Source organism: Ruegeria sp. F11, assembly GCF_056533855.1.
The window spans coordinates 1-18116 of record NZ_JBQFOW010000029.1; the positions used below are offsets into that span (position 1 = coordinate 1).

The window sequence follows — 18116 nt, forward strand, 5'->3', positions numbered from 1 at the left end:
CAACACATTCCCTCAGATGCCCACCGTCTCTCCGGTGTGTCACCGCCGCTTCCGCCGCGTCCCAAGCGCCTCAGCAGCGCCGGTGAAGGGGGTTCTAAGGTCTACAAACAACCGCCGCAAGCAGAAAATTACAAAAAGGCCAATTTTTTTGCGTTTTCATCTTTTCACATTGAAAATCAAAATGTTAATTGAAGATCAATGCCGAAAAACAGGCCGCCTCCACGGCTTTTAACGAACACAAGCGACGGCCAACCCGATTCATTCAAATGGCTCACCACTATATATAGAGAGTTCCAGCGAAGCAGGTACTAGGCTGCGCGACTCGAAGCACTTGTTCGATTCACCAAATCCGGCCTCACCGGTCAAAACAACGGCCCAAAGCACCGAAGCGTGCCGCTGTTCCCAGCCTTGCGCATCAGGCCGGGATGCGGTCTGGTCCGGTCAGGGGACTTACTGATCCAAATGCGGGACGCTCATGACGCTTGCCACCCAGTATCCGGTTGTTCGCACCGTTGGTTTCGACGGCGTTCTGGTGACGTTTTCCGACACGATGACTGAGGCCGCGAACCGGGCGGCGCTGGCCTTTCGAACTGCCGTTGACCGACAGCGCTGGGACGGAGTGACCGAGACTTCCGCGACGTTGGGATCCGCCTATGTCAGGTTCGACACGCGGCACCTGGCGCATGCGGAGATCGCGCGACGCCTGTCCGAACTGCTTGAACAACAGGATTGGTACACCGCGCCGCTGCCTGAACAACGCAGGCTTTGGCGGGTGCCGACGGTTTACGGGACGGATCTTGCGCCTCAGCTTGAGGACGCGGCGGCGGCGGCAGGATTGTCGCCGGAAGACGCCATAGAGCGTCTGGGCTGGTCGCGCGTTCGGGTGCTGACGATCGGTTTTGCGCCCGGGCAACCGTATCTCGGGCCGTTAGAGCCCGAATTCAATATTCCCCGCCTGCAGGAACTGACGCCCATGGTCCCCGAAGGCGCATTGGTTCTGGCGATTTCGCAATTCGTCCTGTTCTCGGGCCCGACCCCCACAGGCTGGCGGCATGTCGGGCAAACCGCGTTCCGGTGTTTCCGCCCGGAGATGGAGCAGAGCTTTGCCTTGAATCCGGGCGATGAGATGATCTTTGAACCCGTGTCCCGCGAGAAGCTGGAAGACATCCGGGCGAACAACAGCGACGGCATGGGCGGCGCGACCTGTCAGGAGATCGGGTCATGAGCCTGATCGTCCACGGCATCGGCCCCGCCTGCACGGTTCAGGATCAAGGCCGCGCGGGGTATCTGGAACAAGGCCTGTCCCGATCTGGTGCCGCAGATATCCTGGCGCTGCACGAAGGGGCGGCATTGCTGCACCAAAGTCCCGATTGCGCAGCTTTGGAAATGGGCGGGATGGGCGGTGCGTTTGAGGCCACCAAACCCACCCGCATCGCCCTGACGGGTGCGCCTATGCAAGCCAGTATTGATGGTGCTCCGGTTGCGTGGAACGCCTCGCATCGCTTGGAAACGGGCCAGCAGCTTGCAATTGGGGCCACTTTGACAGGTGCCTATGGGTATCTGCATGTAGGCGGCGGCATCCAATCCGACCTATTCCTTGGGTCCCGGTCCACGCATCTGACGGCCAAGGTGGGCCGCGCCATTCAGGACGGAGATGTGCTTGAAGCTGTCGCCGACACGGGCGAGGCGGGCCTCCGCCTGATCCCGCAGGACCGGTTTTCGGGCGGCGTGCTGCATGTCATCGCCAGTTTCCAGACCCCGCTGTTCGATCAGGCCACGCTGGACCGTTTCACGCGGACGGATTTCAAGCGCGGCGCCCGCGCCAACCGGATGGGTATGCAACTGGAAAGCGACGGAGACGGGTTCGCCGCCAAAGGCCAGCTTAACATCCTGTCCGAGGTCATCACCCCCGGCGACATCCAGATGACCGGCAGCGGGAACCCTTTCATCCTGCTACCCGAATGCCAGACCACGGGCGGATACCCCCGTATCGCAACCGTTTTGCCCTGCGATATGCCGCGCGCCGCGCAGACACCGGCGGGCGGTGCGCTCCGGTTTGAATTTGTAACGCTGGAACAGGCCATCGCGCTTCAGGCCGCTTTCGAATCCGACCTCGCGCGCCTGCCCCAACGGGTCGAGCCGCTGGTGCGCGACCCTCATGACATCCCGGACCTGTTGTCCTACCAATTGATCGGCGGAGTGATCTCTGCCACCGACTAAGGAGACTTGCCGATGCCGCGCGTCGATCTGAATGCCGATATGGGGGAAAGCTTTGGCCCCTGGAACATGGGCGATGATGAAAACCTGCTGAAGATAATCACCTCGGCTAATATCGCCTGTGGTTTTCATGCCGGGGATTGGGACGTGATGGCCAGGACCATGGAATTGGCAGCTGAAAACGATGTGGGCATCGGGGCGCATCCGGGCTTTGCAGACTTGCAGGGCTTTGGTCGCCGCAACATGAAAGTGCCCCATGACTCCTTGCGCAACCTAGTGCGCTATCAACTGGGCGCGGCGCGGGGCATGGCCGCGGCAATCGGGACCCAAGTTCGCCACCTGAAACTGCACGGGGCGCTGGCCAATATGTGTTCGGTCGATATCGATATGGCACGGGCCTGCTATCAGGGTGCGCTGGACGTGGACCCCGACATTATCATCATGGTGCTGGCCGTCACCAAACAGGAAGAGGCCGTGCGCGAGTTGGGCTGTAAATGGGTGGGCGAGATCTTTGCCGACCGCGCCTATAATGACGACGGCACGCTAGTCGACCGCAGCCTGCCCGGCGCAGTGATCCATGATGCCGATATCGCGGGCCCTCGTATCCTGAACATGGTTCGGGAGGGGGCGATCATCACCGAATCCGGTAAGCGGTTGGAAACCTCAATCGACACGATTTGCCTGCATGGGGACGGGCCAACAGCGGTGCAAATCGCCCGCTCGGTCCGGGAAAATCTGATAAGCGGCGGCGTGGATGTGACGAAATTCACCAGATAGTCACGCCCGCGCAATACAGACTACCCAGTTTCTTACTGTTGCCCGGGCGGGCATCTACCCCTAGCATGCCCGCAAGTGCATGTTCTGAAACCCGTAATTCAAGCAACGTAATTCGCGACAGGGCGGCCCCGCCGCCCCGACCGCTGCCAGGCTTTGCGCAAGGAGGCACCCATGTCTTTCGATCTGATGTCCTATGAACCTCGGGGCGACAAAAAGAACTCGGAGTTTTTTCACGAATACCTGCCGATGATCTACGAGCGGCGCGACAGTTCCGGTGTTGCCGATCAGGTCGGGCCGATGCGCGCGATTGTGATTCAGGTCGAGCCGAACGCCATTTTCGACACCATGGTCGAGATGTATGTGATGACGCCCTATCGCCACACGGCCAGCTATCTGGGCTCGACGCATAAGTTCGCCGTCCTGCATTCGCATCCCGAATATCCGGCGCTGATCTTGATGGCCCCGCTGAGTGAGACGTTCGAGGATTTCATCCCCCGCATCAACCGCATGTACCCGCTGGCGCGGGGCACCCCGCAGACGCGATATGTGGGTGAGGTTTTCGGGGCGCGCGATCTGAAAGATCTTGGCAAAACACTGGAAGATCAGAACATCCGGTTCGAATATGCGGGCGACACTGAGAACCCGTTTTACACGCAACCCGGCTTCCTGTTCACCACGCCCTCGGATTTCACTTGTAACCGGGTCGGCTATTCCACGCTGGATTTCAACGACACCGACAGTCTGGGTTTGGGCGACAAGGTTCTGCTGAGCGATGCGGAAGAGGCGCGTCTGGCCGAGGCCGCCGCCTTTGCCACCGACACCAAGATCGGGCCCCTGATGCTGGGCTTCGACCACCTTGCCACGCGGGTTCTGGCGGGTGAGCGCGAAGATGCGATCCTCGAATTTCTGACGATGGTGCCCTACTATTTCTGGGGGGCGTACAACATTTTCGACATGAACTCGTCCACCAATGTGAACCGCAACGCCAATGTGGATGACGACAAGAAGTCGCCAGCCAAGGTGTTTACGGCCAACAACACGCCGTCCTTCGTGAACTCTTTCGCCAAGCTGCCGATGCCGACCGAGGATTTCGTGCGCAACTATGGTCGACGCCTACATCACATGGCGGTCGAGATTCAGGATGGCGATCATGCGGCGGGTGAAAAGAACGTCGATTTCGTGGTCAACACGCTGAAAGACAAAGGCGTGCCGTTCCTGGCTCATGTGGTGGGGGAATGCAAAGACGATCCGAACCTCAAGCAGATCTTCTCAAAGCACTCGAAACTGACGCTGCTGATCACCGAGTATATCGAACGCTGCCATCACTATGACGGGTTCTTCACCAAGGATAACGTCGCCGCTCTGACTGCTGCCGCCGGTCAGGACGAGCAATACGAGCATGGCCACGTCTTTGACTGACAAAAAAGGGCCGCGATCTGATCGCGGCCCTGAATTATTCAGGAGAGAGTGTTTCGGGTCTTATGACGGCCCGATCATGAAACAGGTGACGTTCCGGGCCTGCAACCGGCGGCAAGCCAGATCGGCCTGTTCGCGGGTCATGCCCTGAAATGTCGCCTCAAAGCCGCGCGAGCTTTGGTTCACCTTGCGCAGCGTGCCTTCCAGAGTGGTCATTTCCGACAGGGCCGTTTTCAGCAAAACCTTCTCGGCCTCGTATCGGGTGGTGTAGCGCCCGACATTGACACCCCAAAGATGCCCGCCGGAGGAGGACAAACGAGTGACGACCTCTTGCTCGGGCTCGGGTTGTGCGGCAGGCTCGGTCGAAGCCAGCACCAGATTGTCAGGCCGCAGCGCCGGACGTGTGTCCGAGCTTTCGACCGGCGGGGCCGTCGGCGCGATATCGGCCTGTGCTATTGCTGCGGCGATGCCGCTTTGGATACGGTCGCGGTTCTGGTCTGCGGTTTCGGCCACGTTGCTGGCAACTTGCGTCACAACCGGACGCCCAATCGGGCGCAGACTGACCTTGGGTGCACCGGTCAAGCGGGCGATATCGGTCGAAACGCCCAGCCCTGTGTTCCCGGCATAGGCAGGGCGGGCCGGTTTGCGGATCGGCGCACGCGACGGGGCACGGCGGAAGCCCATGTCCAGCAACTCGGCCACCTTGGCATTGCGCGAGGCACCCGATTTGCCACCAAACACCGTGGCAATGATCCGTTCATCATTGCGCTTGGCCGAGGCCACAAGGTTGAACCCCGCCGCACGGGTGTAACCAGTCTTGATTCCGTCTGCGCCTTTATAGGCTGCCAGCAGACGCCGGTTGGTGTTCGGCACCGTCTTGATCCCCGCATGAGTCGATTGGCGCGAGAACAGGTTGTAATACTGCGGATAATCATAGAGCAAATGCCGCCCCAGCGTGGTCATGTCGCGCGCGGTGGACAGATGCCCGGATTCGGTCAGGCCATGGGCGTTCTTGAAGGTCGTCCGGCTCATCCCCATCGCCTTGGCGGTGCGGGTCATGCGGCGGGCAAAGGCCGCCTCGGACCCGCTGATGGCGATCCCGATGGCCGTGGCCGCGTCATTGGCCGATTTCACCGCTGCCGCCCGGATCAGATAGCGGAAAGCAATCCGCTGCCCCGAACGCAGACCCAGTTTCGAAGGCGGCTCAGCCGCGGCCTTCTTGGTGATGCGCACCTGCGTGTCCAAGTCAATCTCACCGTTCCGCACCGCTTCGAACGCAATGTACAGCGTCATCATCTTGGTCAGTGAAGCCGGGTGCAGCCGGGTATCGGCGTTGCGCGAATGCAGAACCTCGCCCGTTCGGGCGTCGATCACCATCGCGGCGTAGGGTGCTGCAAGCGCCTTGAGCGGCGCAAACGCCAGCACACACAGGATTGCTATGAGGAATAAGCCCGTCCGGGCCGGAACTGTCCGCCGAATCTGCACGATCTTTGCCTCTGTCTGCCTCGCGCCGCCGGGTATTCCCGGTCAGCCTGTTATTATTTTGTTAGCATTCAGGCTAGCACAGGAGAGCCATCAAATAAACCGAAAGCTGCAGGAAGCGCAGGATTTGAAGGGCCCTCTGCGACCTCTATATCTAGCGGAACCGAGGTCTAACGCACACCAAATGCGCGATCATGGCGGGAACGAGGCAGGTTTGGGCACGGATTTTTGATGACTGAGGCGAAATGGCAACATCAGCTCAGCGCGCGCACCAGATCGGCTAAATCCCCCAGATCCTGCAGCGCGCGGAATCGCGGGTTGTCTGCCGGGGTTTCTGCGTGCTCAACCTCCCACACCAGCCCATGTGGGACGTACACGCCCCAGCAGCCCGCCTGAATCGGAGCCACCACATCTGACCGCATCGAGTTGCCGACCATCATCGCGGCGTCCGGCCCATCGCCATGCTGGCCAAAGATATCGCGATAGGTTCCGGCGGTCTTTTCCGAGACGATCTCAACCCAGTCGAACAAATCGCCCAGCCCCGATTGCGCCAGCTTGCGCTCCTGATCAATCAGGTCGCCCTTGGTGATCAGCCCGACGCGGTGAGAGTCCGCTACCGCCTCGATCGCCTCGCGTGCGTGGGGCAGCAGTTCGATGGGATGGGCCAACATCTCTTGCCCCGCTTCGATCAGTTGACGAATGACCGAGGCTGGAACGCGGTCTTCGGTCACCTCGATGGCGGTTTCAATCATCGACAAGGTAAAGCCCTTGATGCCGTACCCATAGTGCTGAATGTTGCGCTTTTCTGCGGACAGCAAACGCTCCATCAGGTGGTCGCGTTCCGCATGATCGACCAGCAGGTCGGCGAAATAGTCCTGGGTCAGTTGAAAAAACCGCTCATTATGCCACAGCGTGTCATCTGCATCGAACCCGATTGTGGTGAGTTTTTTCTGCATCCCATTTCCGCCTGCTTGCTCTTTTCTCTGGCCGCGCCCACGTTATATAAGCGACCAGATAAACCAAAAGCCTGAATCGGACGGTTGCACGCGATGCTGGAAAACCAATGGATGATGTCTGACGACCCGGATGACGACGCCGATGCGTCTGTCCTGGTACAGACGCGCCCCAAGACCAAGCGTCCGCCGCTTTATAAAGTGCTGCTGCTGAATGACGACTACACCCCGATGGAGTTCGTTGTGCATGTGCTGGAACGCTTCTTCGGCATGACCCATGCGCAGGCGTTCGAGATCATGCTGACGGTCCACAAGAAAGGCGTGGCCGTGGTGGGGGTGTTCAGCCACGAGATTGCCGAAACCAAGGTCGGTCAGGTGATGGATTTCGCCCGCAGGCACCAGCACCCGCTGCAATGCACCATGGAGCGCGAAGAATAACGCGCCCGGCCTAATCGGAATCAGCCATGTCCCCACGTCTGGAACTTGCCTTGCAAAGCGGCCTGTCTTTGTCGCAGCCGCTGGCGGTGATCGGCCCCACGCCCGAGACCGACCTGTCCGACCTGCCGCGCGAGACGCAGATCGTGCAGCCGTTCAAACCGTTTCACGACCATTTCGCCAGCCTCGGGTTTGCCACGGTGCCCGAGGCGGATGGCCCCTGTCAGGACGCGGTTGTGTTTCTGCCCCGCGCCAAGGCGCAGGCCCGGGCGCTGATCCATCAGGCATGTGCGCGGGCGAGCGGTGTGATCGTTGTGGATGGCGCGAAGACCAACGGCGTGGACAGCGTGCTGAAAGACATTCGCAAGCGCGCCTCGGTTCAGGGGCCTCTTGCCAAAGCACATGGCAAGATTTTCTGGTTCCAGTCCGACCAACAGGCCTTTGCGGACTGGGCTGCGCCCGAAGCGCAGATGGTCGATGGATTTCACACCGCCCCCGGCGTGTTTTCCGCCGATGGGGTCGATCCTGCCTCGGCGCTGCTGCTGCAATCCCTGCCCGCGCAGCTTGGCCCAAAACTGGCCGATCTGGGGGCCGGATGGGGGTATCTGTCGGCGGGTCTGAAAAGCGACAAGATCACATCGCTGCATCTGGTCGAGGCCGACCACACCGCCCTAACCTGTGCCCGCGCCAACGTACGAAATGAGCGCGCGCAGTTTCACTGGGCCGATGCGGTGAGGTGGAAGGCCCCCGAGCCCCTCGACACCGTCATTATGAACCCGCCCTTCCACACCTCACGCAGCGCCGACCCGGCGCTGGGGCAAGGCTTCATCGCCTCAGCCGCACGCAACCTGTCCCGCAACGGCGATCTGTGGATGGTCGCTAACCGCCACCTGCCCTACGAGGCCACATTGACCGACACGTTCCAGAAGGTTCAGGAAGTCGCAGGCGACAATCGGTTCAAGGTGTTTCACGCCTCTCGCCCTCGGCGATGAGGCCCGCTAACCTGCCCCGCAACTCAGGAGGATTCGGATGTCCTTTTCCATAGCTGGCAAGACAGCGATTGTAACAGGCGGTGCCAACGGGATCGGGCTGGCCATCGGGCGGCATTTCGCGGATGCCGGGGCAAATGTCATGTTCGCCGACATGGACGAAAAGCGCCTGGTCGATGAGCTGGGGAAAGAGGCCGATGACAGCAACATCCGCTACTTCGCGGGTGATCTGCGCGAGAAACTTACGATTGCCAACCTGCTTTCTGCCACGCTGGACGCGTTCGATCAGGTCGACATTCTGATCAACGGCGCACGGCAGGTGATCCAGTCGGACCCGCTGGATACGGACGACGACTCAGTCCGCACCCTGCTGAACCAGAACCTCATGCCGGCCCTGCGCCTGAGCCAGTCGGTCGCCAAGCGCATGATCAAGCAGGCGGGGGATGATAACGACTCGGTCGCGGGGTCGATCATCAACCTGTCGTCCATCGCCGCGCGCCGGACCCATCCAGACCTCATGGCTTATTCCGTGTCCACCGCAGCGCTGGATCAGATGACCCGGTCTCTGGCTGTCGCGCTGGCCCCGAACAGAATCCGTGTAAACTCGATTGCGCTGGGATCGGTGATGAGCGCCTCGCTACAATCGACACTCAAGGAAAACCGGGATTTCCGCGACGATATCGAAAAGCACACCCCGCTGGCCCGCATCGCGGCGCCCACCGAACTGACCGAGACCGCGCAGTTTCTGGCCTCGGACGCGGCCGGGTTCATCACCGGCCAAATCCTGACAATCGACGGCGGCAGAACCCTGCTGGACCCCGTCGCAGCCCCGGCGCATTAACCCCCCATGTTTGACACCGAAAAATCCACCGCTTCGGGCTGGTTCCGCCAATTGCGCGACGATATCGTCGCCGCCTTTGAGCAGCTTGAAGACAGCCACGACACCGGCCCGTTTTCAGATGCCAAACCCGGGCGTTTTGAGGTCCGCGAGACCACGCGCCAATCCGACGATGGCTCGGACGCTGGGGGCGGCCTGATGTCAGTGATGCGCGGCGGGCGGGTGTTCGAAAAGGTCGGTGTCAATGTCTCAACCGTTTACGGCACGCTGGGCGAACGGGCGCAACAGGCGATGGCCGCGCGCAAGGGCATTCCTGGCATGACCGAAGACCCCCGGTTCTGGGCGTCGGGCATCAGCCTTGTGGCGCATATGCAAAACCCGCATGTGCCTGCGGTCCACATGAACACGCGGATGTTCTGGACCCCACATGCCTGGTGGTTCGGCGGCGGGTCCGACCTGAACCCCTGCATCGAATATGATGAGGACACGGGCCATTTCCACGCGACCCAGAAAGCGCATCTGGACCCGCATGGGCCGGGGCACTACCCGCGCCTGAAAGACTGGGCCGACGAGTATTTCTACATCCCGCACCGCAAACGCTCGCGGGGTGTCGGCGGTATCTTCATGGATGATTATTGCACCGGCGACTGGCAGGCCGATTTTGCCCTGACACAGGATATTGGCCGGGCCTTCCTGCCCGCCTTTCTGCCGCTGGTCGAAAAACGCCGGGTGCAAGTATTCTCGGATGCCGAAAAAGACACGCAACTGGTGCATCGCGGGCTCTATGCCGAATACAACCTTATCTACGACCGGGGCACCAAGTTCGGTCTTGAAACCGGCCACGACCCGGACGCGGTTCTGATGAGCCTGCCGCCGCTGGCCAAATGGGTCTGACCCTCAGAACCCAAAATCCATGAAGTTGTCATAGCAATACTGCTGCGCCGAAACCGCCGACATGTTCTCGCCCACCCGCTTGACGGTGACAGAATAGCCCGGATTGGTGTCAACGTCAGGCGGCGGGGTCATGGAAAACTCGACCGTGCGCACACCGGGTTCATAGGCTTTCGTGATGTAGATGCGCTGCGAGTTCGGCACCCCAAGCGTGCGGATGGCATAATCCCCGATCCCGCACCAATAGTTCACCGGTGCTGAAGACCCCACGCCTTTCACTTGATAGACGCCGTTCTGCAAAGGCGTGACCTCGGTCCGGTTCAGAGGCTTGACGCTCAAACCGATGCCGACCGCCTGTGCAACGCAAGGCAACACCATCAGCCCCAAAACGGCTGCTGTTCTGAAAACCCGCATCCCCGCACCCTCCGAAAATCAAACTCACGATAACGTGTAACATAAGGCCCCGGCCATGTGAGTAAAGCTGTTCACTTTGCCTCGCGCGCGCCCGAGAAAACGGTATCAATACGACACCAGCTTGGCTAACATCCAGATATGATTGAACGTTGGGTGCGTCTTGAGCAGATCGTTTCCAAAGGACTGGTTCGACATCCCGCCCGAAAAATACGCGGATTTCGGGGCGATGTTCTATCTGGCTGGCCTGACCAAAACGCATCAGAAACGCAGCCTTGCTCAGGTTCTTTACGCGTTTGAAACCCCCTTGCGGCTGGGGCAGTACCACATCTTCCGGCAGAACGGCTTTCCGCGCGGTTTCGTGACCTTTGCCGGTCTCAGTACCGAAGCGGAATACCGGTATGCAGTGCAGGAAAAATCCCTGACCGACGCCGATTTCACCAGCGGTCCGTCCTTCTGGATCATCGATATGGTGGCTCCGTTTGGACAAACCAGCCAAATCGTGGATATTCTGAAGACGGAAATTCCGCACCCGCGCGTGCGCACCAACCGCATGGACAGCGATCTGACCCGCAACCGGATCGTCGAGTGGACGCGCGACGAAGCAGGCGAGGTGACGATGCACCTGTACCGAAAGAAAGAGTTCGAACGCAAACTGCAACAGGGCGAGTCATAAATGGTCTCAATTCCAGTCACAGGCGACCTGACCGGCGGCGTGACCGGGGACCCTCCGAACATAGCGACGGGGGCGCTGACGCTGGGCGATGGCACCCTGCCGATCGTCACCCAGGACTGGACGATTGCCACGCCGCCCGCCAATGGCACCGCCACCATTGATCCGAATACGGGCGACTGGACCTATACCGTGGACCCCGCGTTCTTCGACAGCTTGGACAACAATCAGGTGGTGTTCGACACGTTCACGGTCAACGTCACCGGTACGATTGCCACCGGTATCGGCAACCTGCCGTTCTTCGGCACGACCGACATCACCATCCGGATCGAAGGCGTGTGTTTCACCGCCGGGACGCTGATCGAAACCGAACAGGGCGCGCAGCTGATCGAGACGCTTGCGGCGGGCGATGCGGTCTGGACCGCCGACCACGGGTGGCAACCCATTCGCTGGATCGAAAGCAATACCCTGCCGCCGGATCGATTGCGCAGAAACCCGTCCCTGCGCCCGGTTCGCATCACCGCAGGCAGTCTTGGCCCGAACGCCCCCAATCGCGATCTTTTGGTGTCGCAGCAGCACCGCATTCTGGTTAGCGGCCCACGGGTCGAGTTGCTGTTCGGCGCAAGCGAAGTGCTGATCGCAGCCAAACATCTTTGCACGTGGCCCGGAATATCCGTTGAAACCTCTGACGAGCCGGTCGAATACCTGCACATCTTGCTGGACCGACACGAGATCCTGATGGCCGAGGGCGCGCGGGCCGAAAGCCTGTTTCTGGGGGATGAGGCATTGTACGGGCTGTCCTCGGACGGGCTGCAGGAACTGGCAGCCATTTTCCCGGATCGCCCGACGCCGCAGGGGCCGGGGTTCGGACGGGCCGCGCGGTTGATCCTGCGCGCGCACGAGGCGCGGGCGCTCGTCCCGGCTTAGTCCGCCGACCGTATGCGCCCACCCACATTCTGAGGGGCCAGAGCGACGGTTTTGATAACCGCATGGCAAGCGGTCCCAGGCTGAAGATCAAGCGCGGCAACCGACCGGCGGGTGACACGTGCCAGAATTACCCCGGCCGGGGTTTTGATCGACACAATTGCCCCCGGCCCTTCCCCGGCCCGGATGGCATCGACGGTTCCGGACAAAACGTTCAGGGCCGATAACCCTTCGGGCGGCTTGCTGGACAAGATTACTTCTTGCGCCGGGATGCGAATGCGCAACATCTCTCCGACCTTGTGCTGGATGCGCGGCAAAAACAAGCGGGCACCGCTGGCGTCAAGCTCAGTCAGCCCGTCCGGATGATGCTGCACCACCCGAACCTGCAGCACCGCACCAACCGCCCGCACCCCCGCAGGCGCTACGGCGGGGTCCGACAAAATCTCGGATGCGGGTCCGTGCCGCAAAACCTTGCCGTCCTGCAGCGCGACGACCGAAGTCGCCAGCCGCGCCACTTCTGCTGCGGAATGGGTGACATACAGGATCGGCACCGACACCTCGTCCCTGAGGTTCTCGAAATAGGGTAAAATCTCGGCCTTGCGCGCATCGTCCAGCGCCGCCAAAGGCTCGTCCGCCAGAATCAGGCGCGGGCTGGCCAACAAGGCGCGGCCAATGGCGACACGCTGCTTCTCCCCGCCCGACAGGCGTGCCGGACGGCGGTCCAGCAAGTGACCGACCCCCAGCATTTCGACCACCTTATCCGGATTTTCACGCGGCGCGCCGCGCGGGGCGAACCAGCGGCCATAAGCTAGGTTCTGACGCACGGTCAGATGCGGGAACAGCCGTCCTTCCTGAAAGATATATCCCAGCCGGCGCCGATGGGGCGGCAGCCAGTGGCCTTTTGCCGTATCGAACAGCTCCCACCCCTCGACAGAAACGCGTCCGGCGCTGGGTCGCAGCAACCCAGCCACCGCGTTAACAACAGTGGTCTTGCCAGACCCTGACCGGCCAAACAGAACCGTCACGCCGCGCGGAGCCTCGAAATCGAGGTCAAGATCGATCCCGGGCAAGTGGTGTTGCAAACGGACGGAAAGGCTCATGACCCGGCCACCCGTGCCGCCACGCGCCGTCCGACATATTCCGACAACAGCAGCGCGCCCATAGCGATGATGATTGAGATGACGACCAATCGCGTCGCCGCACTCTCCCCCCCCGGCACCTGCAGAAATGCGTAGACCGCCGAGGGCAGGGTCTGTGTCTGTCCCGGAATGTTGGAAACAAATGTGATCGTGGCCCCGAACTCTCCCATCGCCTTGGCGAAGGCCAGAATGGCCCCGGCGATCACGCCGGGTAGGATCATCGGCAAAGTCACAGTCGCAAAGACAAACGGGCGCGATGCACCCAGCGTTGCGCCCGCCTGTTCCAGCTTTGGGTCCACCGCCTCGATCGACAAGCGAATAGCCCGGACCATCAGGGGAAAAGCCACGATGCCAGCCGCCAGCGCGGCCCCCGTCCAGCGGAAGGCAAAGACGATGCCGAATTCGGCCAAAAACCGACCCACAGGCGCTTGCAGACCAAAAGTCAGCAACAGCAGATAGCCGGTCACAACCGGCGGCAGGATCAGGGGCAGATGCACGAGCCCGTTCAGAATCTGCCGCCCAGGAAACCGCCAACGGGCAAGGGCGTAAGCCACGAAGATGCCAAACGGCAACGTCGCCAGCGTGGCCCAGAACGACACGCGCAGCGACAGTTTCAGCGCTTCAAGTTCCGCAGGGCCAAGCCAGTCCATGCCACTCATCCTTGCGGCAGGGTGAAACCCTGCGCTTTGAATACGGCACCAGCTGCATCTGTCTTCAGGTGATCCAGAAACGCCTGCGCGCTCGGCCCCGCAGTTACCGCCGCCGCTGGGTAAATGATCGGAGGGTGCGTATCTGGCGGAATGGTTCCGATGACGCTGACGCTGGGATCGACAAGGGCATCGGAACGGTACACAACCCCCAAGGGCACGGCCCCGGCAGACACCAGCGCCAGAGCAGCGCGCACATTATCCGCCTGTGCAACCCGATCCTGTACCTCGTCCCAAAGCCCCAGCCCCTGCAACGCGGCCTTGCCATAAATCCCTGCCGGAACCGCATCGACCAGCGCCATGGCCAGATAGCCCTGCCCCAGTTCAGCCGCCAGATCGTAGTCCGGCCCGATCTGCCCAACCGGGGTCTTGCCCGCATCACCGATCAGTACCAGACCATTGCCCAGCAGATCAAAGCGCGAGGCAGCATTGATCAGTTTTCCATCCTGCAGCACATCCATCCAGTCGGGGTTTGCAGAAATAAAGACATCTGCCGGTGCCCCCAACTGTATCTGCCGCGCCAGAACCGAGGACGCCGCGTATGACACCGTAACGGTCTGCCCTGTCTGCTGTTCAAATTCCGGAACTATCTGATCCAGCGCGGTCTTAAGGCTGGCAGCAGCAAACACCAAAACCCCCTCGGCCCCGGCCCGGACCGGTGCCAATGCCAATGCGCCAAGAACCAGCACCGCAGTCAGAACTCGGCGGACCGAGGATAAGGTCATGTGCGCTCCGGACCTAAGGGTTACAGTCGCAACGGGAATATCGGAGGCCGCAGGTGACACGCAAGCATCTTTGCCAATTCTGGACGCTGAAGCGCATTCAAATCGCTGCAAACACGGCAAAATCGCCCACCAAGAGGCGTTTTCGCCAGATCAACGGCCACAGACGCCGCAATCGGTCTTGATCCCGCCCACCGACCCGGTGAAATCTGGCACAAGGTCGCCCCGGCCAAACCAACATGACAGGACATCGACAATGCTGCACGAAACGCCCGGCCTGATTGACGCCATCCGCGCCAGGTTCGCCCATGTCGAGGCCTGCCCTTTTCAAGGTAACCGCATCTTCTTCGAAAATGCCGGTGGCGCGCTGACCCTGAACTCCGTTGTCGAGACCTCGGCCAAATTCGCGGCCATTCCCGATAATCAGGGCCGGGACAATGTGGCCAGCCATGCACTGGTCGATATTATCAACACGGCCAAGTCGGACCTGTCGGTGTTCATGAACACCTCGGGCGGTCAGTTCTTTGTCGGCGAAAGCGGGACCGAGCTTTTGTTCCGCATGATCCGCACTGCTTGCGTGAACGCTTCCAAGGGTAGCAAAGTGATCGGCAGTTCCATCGAACACCCCGCCAGCCGCAGCGCCGCGCGCCGCTGGGCGGGGATTGCCGGGCTGGATTACGTCAACGTTCCCCATGACGACGCCACCGGTCTGGTTACTCCTGACGCCTATGCCGCGTTGATGTCACCCGATGTGTCTGTCGCGACCATCCTGCACGCCTCACCCGTTACGGGCATGGGCATGGATGTCGCCGCTATCGCCCAAGTCATCCGCGACGTGGCCCCGGACTGCTTCATCATCGTCGATGGCATCCAGCATGTCGCCCACGGCCAGTTGGACCTGACCAGCTATGGCGTCGACGGCTACGCGATCTCGCCCTACAAAGTGTTCTCGCGCCACGGATATGGCATCGCCTGGATATCCGACAGGCTGACCGCCCTGCCCCACGACCAGTTGATCGACGCCCCCGCCGAGGGCTGGGAATTCGGCACCCGCGACACCGGAGCCTACGCGACCATGTCGGATGTCGTCGCCTATTTCGACTGGCTCGGCAGCCAGGTCTCGGACAGCCCCGACCGCCGCGCCCGGATCGAGGCCGCGGGCCACGCCATTCACGCCTATGAAACCCACCTAACCAACGCGATGATCAACGGCACCGGCAACCTACCCGGCCTTCGGGACATGGATCACGTCACCATTCTGGCCGGCCCGGACAACCCCGCCCGCGAGGGGCTGGTGTCAATCATGGTGCGCGATACGCCTTCGGCCGAGGTCGTGACCCGCCTGAACGAACAGGGCATTCGCACCCATATCCGCAAGGCCGATCACTACAGCGGAAATGTCCTGACCCCGCTGGGCCTGAGCGACTGCATCCGGATTTCACTGTGCCACTACAACACCGAAGGCGAAGTTGCCCAACTTCTGGCCGCCGTAAACGAGATGTCCACCTGACGCGCCTTTCGCAAACTCCGGCCAAGAAATTCGCGCCAACCCTCTTGCACCCACGCGCAGGCTTGGCTACATGCACCGTCACGGGTGATTAGCTCAGTTGGTAGAGCGCTTCGTTTACACCGAAGATGTCGGGAGTTCGAGTCTCTCATCACCCACCATACTATCCCTTTGATACTAAAGAAAACTCTTGCAAATAAGGGCGTTTGTCCGTTTCAAGGTTACAACTTTAGTTACAAAAGGTGTTCCCATGGCAGGCAAGGTGATGCACTTAATCAACCGCAATGGCCGGTATCATGCCCGGCTTGTGGTGCCCAAAGAACTGCGTGGAATCATCGGCAAGACAGAACTCCGCACCACGTTAGGTGGTGATCGCCGTCAAGCGCTTAAGCTGCTTCCGGGGGCGGTTGCTCAGCTTCAACACCAGATCGCCACAGCAGAACAGCAAGCCAATCCTAACCAACCGCCAAACACACCGGCCCGCTACCCACTGGCACCGGGTCAGATTGCGCACAGCCATTATCACCAGCGCATGGCATTTGATGATCAGCTTAGAAATGATCCACGCTACTCTGCTGTTGGCATAGATGACCTGTTGGTTGACCGCCTACGCACTGCCGCAGCTGGGAGCGCGAACGACGCAGAAATGGGCGAACTGGTCGGCGCGCAGATCGAACGCTTCCGGGCTAGTGGCAATCTGGATGCAGCTCCGGGCAGCACCGAATGGCGCGCGATAGCACGTGCCCTTTGCCAAGCAGAACTTGAAGCCCTTGCGCACGCCGCTGAACGCGACGAAGGCGACTTCACGGGCACACCCACTGCGCCAATCATTGTGGATGCACAGCCCCCGGAAAACGTCCCTACTCCAGTCAGTATCAAACAGCTCTGGAAAGACTACGTTGCGCACAGGCAGCAAGCCGGGTTCATGCGGTCTGGCACAGGTCGACAACAGCCGGTTATCGATAAGCTGGTCAAATACCTAAAGCACAACGACGCAACACGAGTAACTAAGAAAAACCTGCTGGCATGGCGTGATCTCCTGATGTGCGACTTGTCGGCCAAGACGGTTAGCGATGTGTATCTCTCAACCATCCGGTCACTGTTTGCGTGGGCAGTCGAGAATGAATTGCTGGATGAGAATCCGGCAGCCAACGTGCGGCAGGCAAAGCCTAAGAAACAGCACGCTCGGGAACGTGGATATGTGGACCCCGAGGCAAACAAGGTCTTGAAGGCGAGCCGATCCTACCAACCCAACGAAGATGAGCGCGGCTATATCAGAGAGAAATCACATCTGGTTGCCGCCAAACGATGGGCACCAATAATATGCGCCTTCACTGGCGCGCGCGTTTCAGAGATTACTCAGATCCGCAAAGAAGACGTGCGCAAGATCGATGGGCATTGGGTTGTTCGGATTACGCCCGACGCCGGTTCGGTTAAGACAGGTGGATATCGTGACGCTCCACTGCACTCCCAGATCATAAGCGAAGGCTTCATTGACTTTGTTGAATCCCATAAACCCGGCCCAATGTTCCACGGCGGCACGAAGCATGAGGATTATTCACGAAAGGCCAAGCGTATAGCTAATCAGCTAGCTGAATGGCTAACCAAGTCCGGGCTGGCGCCAGAAGGGTTGCTGCCCAATCATGCGTGGAGGCACCGTTTCAAAACGCAGTGCCGTGAACTTGGTATCTCAGATCGCGTGGTTGATGCCATCCAAGGGCATGCCGGGAAGACGGCAGGCGACGACTATGGAGATGTAACTCTAGCAGCCAAGATCAATGCGGTGGAACTTTTGCCTTGGTACGAACTGAGTGGGAATTAGGGTTCGCAAATTTTCGAACTGCCCCTTCCGGAAGTTTTTCTAAGGCTTCTCCCGCCGCGCATTCCCATCCAGAACATCGCTATATCAAACACATGCAGCGTATGTTGCATCACTTCTAAGAGTGTCCGTCGTCAGGGATTATGGGACAGATGGCTGCCTGATCTAAGAGAGGGTGTGGCGCATCTGATTGTTTGATTATGCGGCGGATTTGCG

At 60.4% G+C, this 18116-nt stretch carries 19 protein-coding genes and 1 tRNA gene; 14 read left to right on the forward strand and 6 right to left on the reverse strand.

The window, feature by feature from the left end:
- From ACR0NJ_RS20850 to ACR0NJ_RS20870, 5 genes are all read left to right on the forward strand, one after another.
- Positions 1-192: hypothetical protein (locus tag ACR0NJ_RS20850; protein ID WP_480819012.1), on the forward strand; the 192-nt coding region annotated here is incomplete at its 5' end.
- A gap of 283 nt (positions 193-475) precedes the next feature.
- Positions 476-1225 (forward strand): 5-oxoprolinase subunit B family protein, encoded by a 750-nt coding sequence (locus tag ACR0NJ_RS20855; RefSeq protein ID WP_480819013.1) that lies wholly within the window; start codon positions 476-478, stop codon positions 1223-1225.
- Positions 1222-2220, forward strand: a complete 999-nt coding sequence (locus ACR0NJ_RS20860) for a 5-oxoprolinase subunit C family protein (RefSeq protein ID WP_480819014.1) — start codon at positions 1222-1224, stop codon at positions 2218-2220. The genes ACR0NJ_RS20855 and ACR0NJ_RS20860 overlap by 4 nt, the downstream gene beginning before the upstream one ends.
- 12 nt (positions 2221-2232) lie before the next feature.
- The gene (locus ACR0NJ_RS20865; RefSeq protein ID WP_480819015.1) at positions 2233-2994 is read left to right on the forward strand and encodes a LamB/YcsF family protein; all 762 of its coding nucleotides are present in this window, start codon (positions 2233-2235) and stop codon (positions 2992-2994) included.
- A 171-nt stretch (positions 2995-3165) separates the two neighbouring features.
- Complete coding sequence (locus ACR0NJ_RS20870; protein WP_480819016.1) at positions 3166-4413, forward strand: hypothetical protein; 1248 nt, start codon at positions 3166-3168, stop codon at positions 4411-4413.
- Positions 4414-4473: 60 nt separating this feature from the next.
- Here the strand turns inward: ACR0NJ_RS20870 and ACR0NJ_RS20875 are convergent, their stop codons facing one another.
- The gene (locus ACR0NJ_RS20875; RefSeq protein ID WP_480819017.1) at positions 4474-5895 is read right to left on the reverse strand and encodes a D-alanyl-D-alanine carboxypeptidase family protein; all 1422 of its coding nucleotides are present in this window, start codon (positions 5893-5895) and stop codon (positions 4474-4476) included.
- A 251-nt stretch (positions 5896-6146) separates the two neighbouring features.
- Positions 6147-6848, reverse strand: a complete 702-nt coding sequence (locus ACR0NJ_RS20880) for an HAD family hydrolase (protein WP_480819018.1) — start codon at positions 6846-6848, stop codon at positions 6147-6149.
- Between the two features lie 93 nt (positions 6849-6941).
- Between ACR0NJ_RS20880 and clpS the strand changes: the two genes are divergently transcribed.
- From clpS to hemF, 4 genes are read left to right on the forward strand one after another with little or no spacing between them, the layout of a single operon-like run.
- Entirely contained in the window at positions 6942-7283 is a 342-nt protein-coding gene (gene clpS, locus ACR0NJ_RS20885; RefSeq protein WP_480617469.1) for an ATP-dependent Clp protease adapter ClpS, read from the forward strand.
- A 26-nt stretch (positions 7284-7309) separates the two neighbouring features.
- Positions 7310-8272, forward strand: a complete 963-nt coding sequence (locus tag ACR0NJ_RS20890) for a class I SAM-dependent methyltransferase (RefSeq protein ID WP_480819019.1) — start codon at positions 7310-7312, stop codon at positions 8270-8272.
- A 37-nt stretch (positions 8273-8309) separates the two neighbouring features.
- Complete coding sequence (locus ACR0NJ_RS20895) at positions 8310-9110, forward strand: SDR family NAD(P)-dependent oxidoreductase (protein WP_480819020.1); 801 nt, start codon at positions 8310-8312, stop codon at positions 9108-9110.
- Positions 9111-9116: 6 nt separating this feature from the next.
- Positions 9117-10001, forward strand: coding sequence for an oxygen-dependent coproporphyrinogen oxidase (hemF, locus tag ACR0NJ_RS20900; protein WP_480819021.1), 885 nt, complete (start codon positions 9117-9119; stop codon positions 9999-10001).
- Positions 10002-10004: 3 nt separating this feature from the next.
- On the opposite strand, the gene ACR0NJ_RS20905 is transcribed toward hemF, so the two are convergent.
- The gene (locus ACR0NJ_RS20905; protein ID WP_480819022.1) at positions 10005-10412 is read right to left on the reverse strand and encodes a hypothetical protein; all 408 of its coding nucleotides are present in this window, start codon (positions 10410-10412) and stop codon (positions 10005-10007) included.
- Between the two features lie 160 nt (positions 10413-10572).
- Here ACR0NJ_RS20905 and ACR0NJ_RS20910 point away from each other — a divergent pair, with 160 nt between their 5' ends.
- Positions 10573-11085, forward strand: coding sequence for a toxin-activating lysine-acyltransferase (locus tag ACR0NJ_RS20910; protein ID WP_480819023.1), 513 nt, complete (start codon positions 10573-10575; stop codon positions 11083-11085).
- Positions 11086-12009, forward strand: a complete 924-nt coding sequence (locus ACR0NJ_RS20915) for a Hint domain-containing protein (RefSeq protein ID WP_480819024.1) — start codon at positions 11086-11088, stop codon at positions 12007-12009.
- On the opposite strand, the gene modC is transcribed toward ACR0NJ_RS20915, so the two are convergent.
- The 3 genes from modC to modA are packed head-to-tail and all read right to left on the reverse strand — an operon-like array spanning position 12006 to position 14577.
- Complete coding sequence (gene modC, locus ACR0NJ_RS20920; protein WP_480819025.1) at positions 12006-13106, reverse strand: molybdenum ABC transporter ATP-binding protein; 1101 nt, start codon at positions 13104-13106, stop codon at positions 12006-12008. The two genes, ACR0NJ_RS20915 and modC, sit on opposite strands and share 4 nt — an antisense overlap.
- Entirely contained in the window at positions 13103-13795 is a 693-nt protein-coding gene (gene modB, locus ACR0NJ_RS20925) for a molybdate ABC transporter permease subunit (protein ID WP_480819026.1), read from the reverse strand. The genes modC and modB overlap by 4 nt, the downstream gene beginning before the upstream one ends.
- 5 nt (positions 13796-13800) lie before the next feature.
- Complete coding sequence (modA, locus tag ACR0NJ_RS20930; RefSeq protein WP_480819027.1) at positions 13801-14577, reverse strand: molybdate ABC transporter substrate-binding protein; 777 nt, start codon at positions 14575-14577, stop codon at positions 13801-13803.
- Between the two features lie 253 nt (positions 14578-14830).
- Here modA and ACR0NJ_RS20935 point away from each other — a divergent pair, with 253 nt between their 5' ends.
- The 3 genes from ACR0NJ_RS20935 to ACR0NJ_RS20945 all read left to right on the forward strand — a co-directional run bounded on the left by ACR0NJ_RS20935 (position 14831) and on the right by ACR0NJ_RS20945 (position 17903).
- The gene (locus tag ACR0NJ_RS20935; RefSeq protein ID WP_480819028.1) at positions 14831-16084 is read left to right on the forward strand and encodes an aminotransferase class V-fold PLP-dependent enzyme; all 1254 of its coding nucleotides are present in this window, start codon (positions 14831-14833) and stop codon (positions 16082-16084) included.
- A gap of 82 nt (positions 16085-16166) precedes the next feature.
- Positions 16167-16242: transfer RNA gene (locus tag ACR0NJ_RS20940), tRNA-Val, on the forward strand.
- A gap of 89 nt (positions 16243-16331) precedes the next feature.
- Positions 16332-17903, forward strand: coding sequence for a DUF6538 domain-containing protein (locus tag ACR0NJ_RS20945; RefSeq protein ID WP_480819029.1), 1572 nt, complete (start codon positions 16332-16334; stop codon positions 17901-17903).
- Positions 17904-18116 lie beyond the last annotated feature (213 nt).

What these genes read in the sequence shown, in the direction of transcription:
- ACR0NJ_RS20855 (WP_480819013.1), top strand. Translation starts at nt 476, where the DNA reads ATGACGCTTGCCACCCAGTATCCGGTTGTTCGCACCGTTGGTTTCGAC.
- ACR0NJ_RS20860 (WP_480819014.1), top strand. Translation starts at nt 1,222, where the DNA reads ATGAGCCTGATCGTCCACGGCATCGGCCCCGCCTGCACGGTTCAGGAT.
- ACR0NJ_RS20865 (WP_480819015.1), top strand. Translation starts at nt 2,233, where the DNA reads ATGCCGCGCGTCGATCTGAATGCCGATATGGGGGAAAGCTTTGGCCCC.
- ACR0NJ_RS20870 (WP_480819016.1), top strand. Translation starts at nt 3,166, where the DNA reads ATGTCTTTCGATCTGATGTCCTATGAACCTCGGGGCGACAAAAAGAAC.
- ACR0NJ_RS20880 (WP_480819018.1), bottom strand. Translation starts at nt 6,848, where the DNA reads ATGCAGAAAAAACTCACCACAATCGGGTTCGATGCAGATGACACGCTG.
- clpS (WP_480617469.1), top strand. Translation starts at nt 6,942, where the DNA reads ATGCTGGAAAACCAATGGATGATGTCTGACGACCCGGATGACGACGCC.
- ACR0NJ_RS20890 (WP_480819019.1), top strand. Translation starts at nt 7,310, where the DNA reads ATGTCCCCACGTCTGGAACTTGCCTTGCAAAGCGGCCTGTCTTTGTCG.
- ACR0NJ_RS20895 (WP_480819020.1), top strand. Translation starts at nt 8,310, where the DNA reads ATGTCCTTTTCCATAGCTGGCAAGACAGCGATTGTAACAGGCGGTGCC.
- hemF (WP_480819021.1), top strand. Translation starts at nt 9,117, where the DNA reads ATGTTTGACACCGAAAAATCCACCGCTTCGGGCTGGTTCCGCCAATTG.
- ACR0NJ_RS20905 (WP_480819022.1), bottom strand. Translation starts at nt 10,412, where the DNA reads ATGCGGGTTTTCAGAACAGCAGCCGTTTTGGGGCTGATGGTGTTGCCT.
- ACR0NJ_RS20915 (WP_480819024.1), top strand. Translation starts at nt 11,086, where the DNA reads ATGGTCTCAATTCCAGTCACAGGCGACCTGACCGGCGGCGTGACCGGG.
- modC (WP_480819025.1), bottom strand. Translation starts at nt 13,106, where the DNA reads ATGAGCCTTTCCGTCCGTTTGCAACACCACTTGCCCGGGATCGATCTT.
- modB (WP_480819026.1), bottom strand. Translation starts at nt 13,795, where the DNA reads ATGGACTGGCTTGGCCCTGCGGAACTTGAAGCGCTGAAACTGTCGCTG.
- modA (WP_480819027.1), bottom strand. Translation starts at nt 14,577, where the DNA reads ATGACCTTATCCTCGGTCCGCCGAGTTCTGACTGCGGTGCTGGTTCTT.
- ACR0NJ_RS20935 (WP_480819028.1), top strand. Translation starts at nt 14,831, where the DNA reads ATGCTGCACGAAACGCCCGGCCTGATTGACGCCATCCGCGCCAGGTTC.
- ACR0NJ_RS20945 (WP_480819029.1), top strand. Translation starts at nt 16,332, where the DNA reads ATGGCAGGCAAGGTGATGCACTTAATCAACCGCAATGGCCGGTATCAT.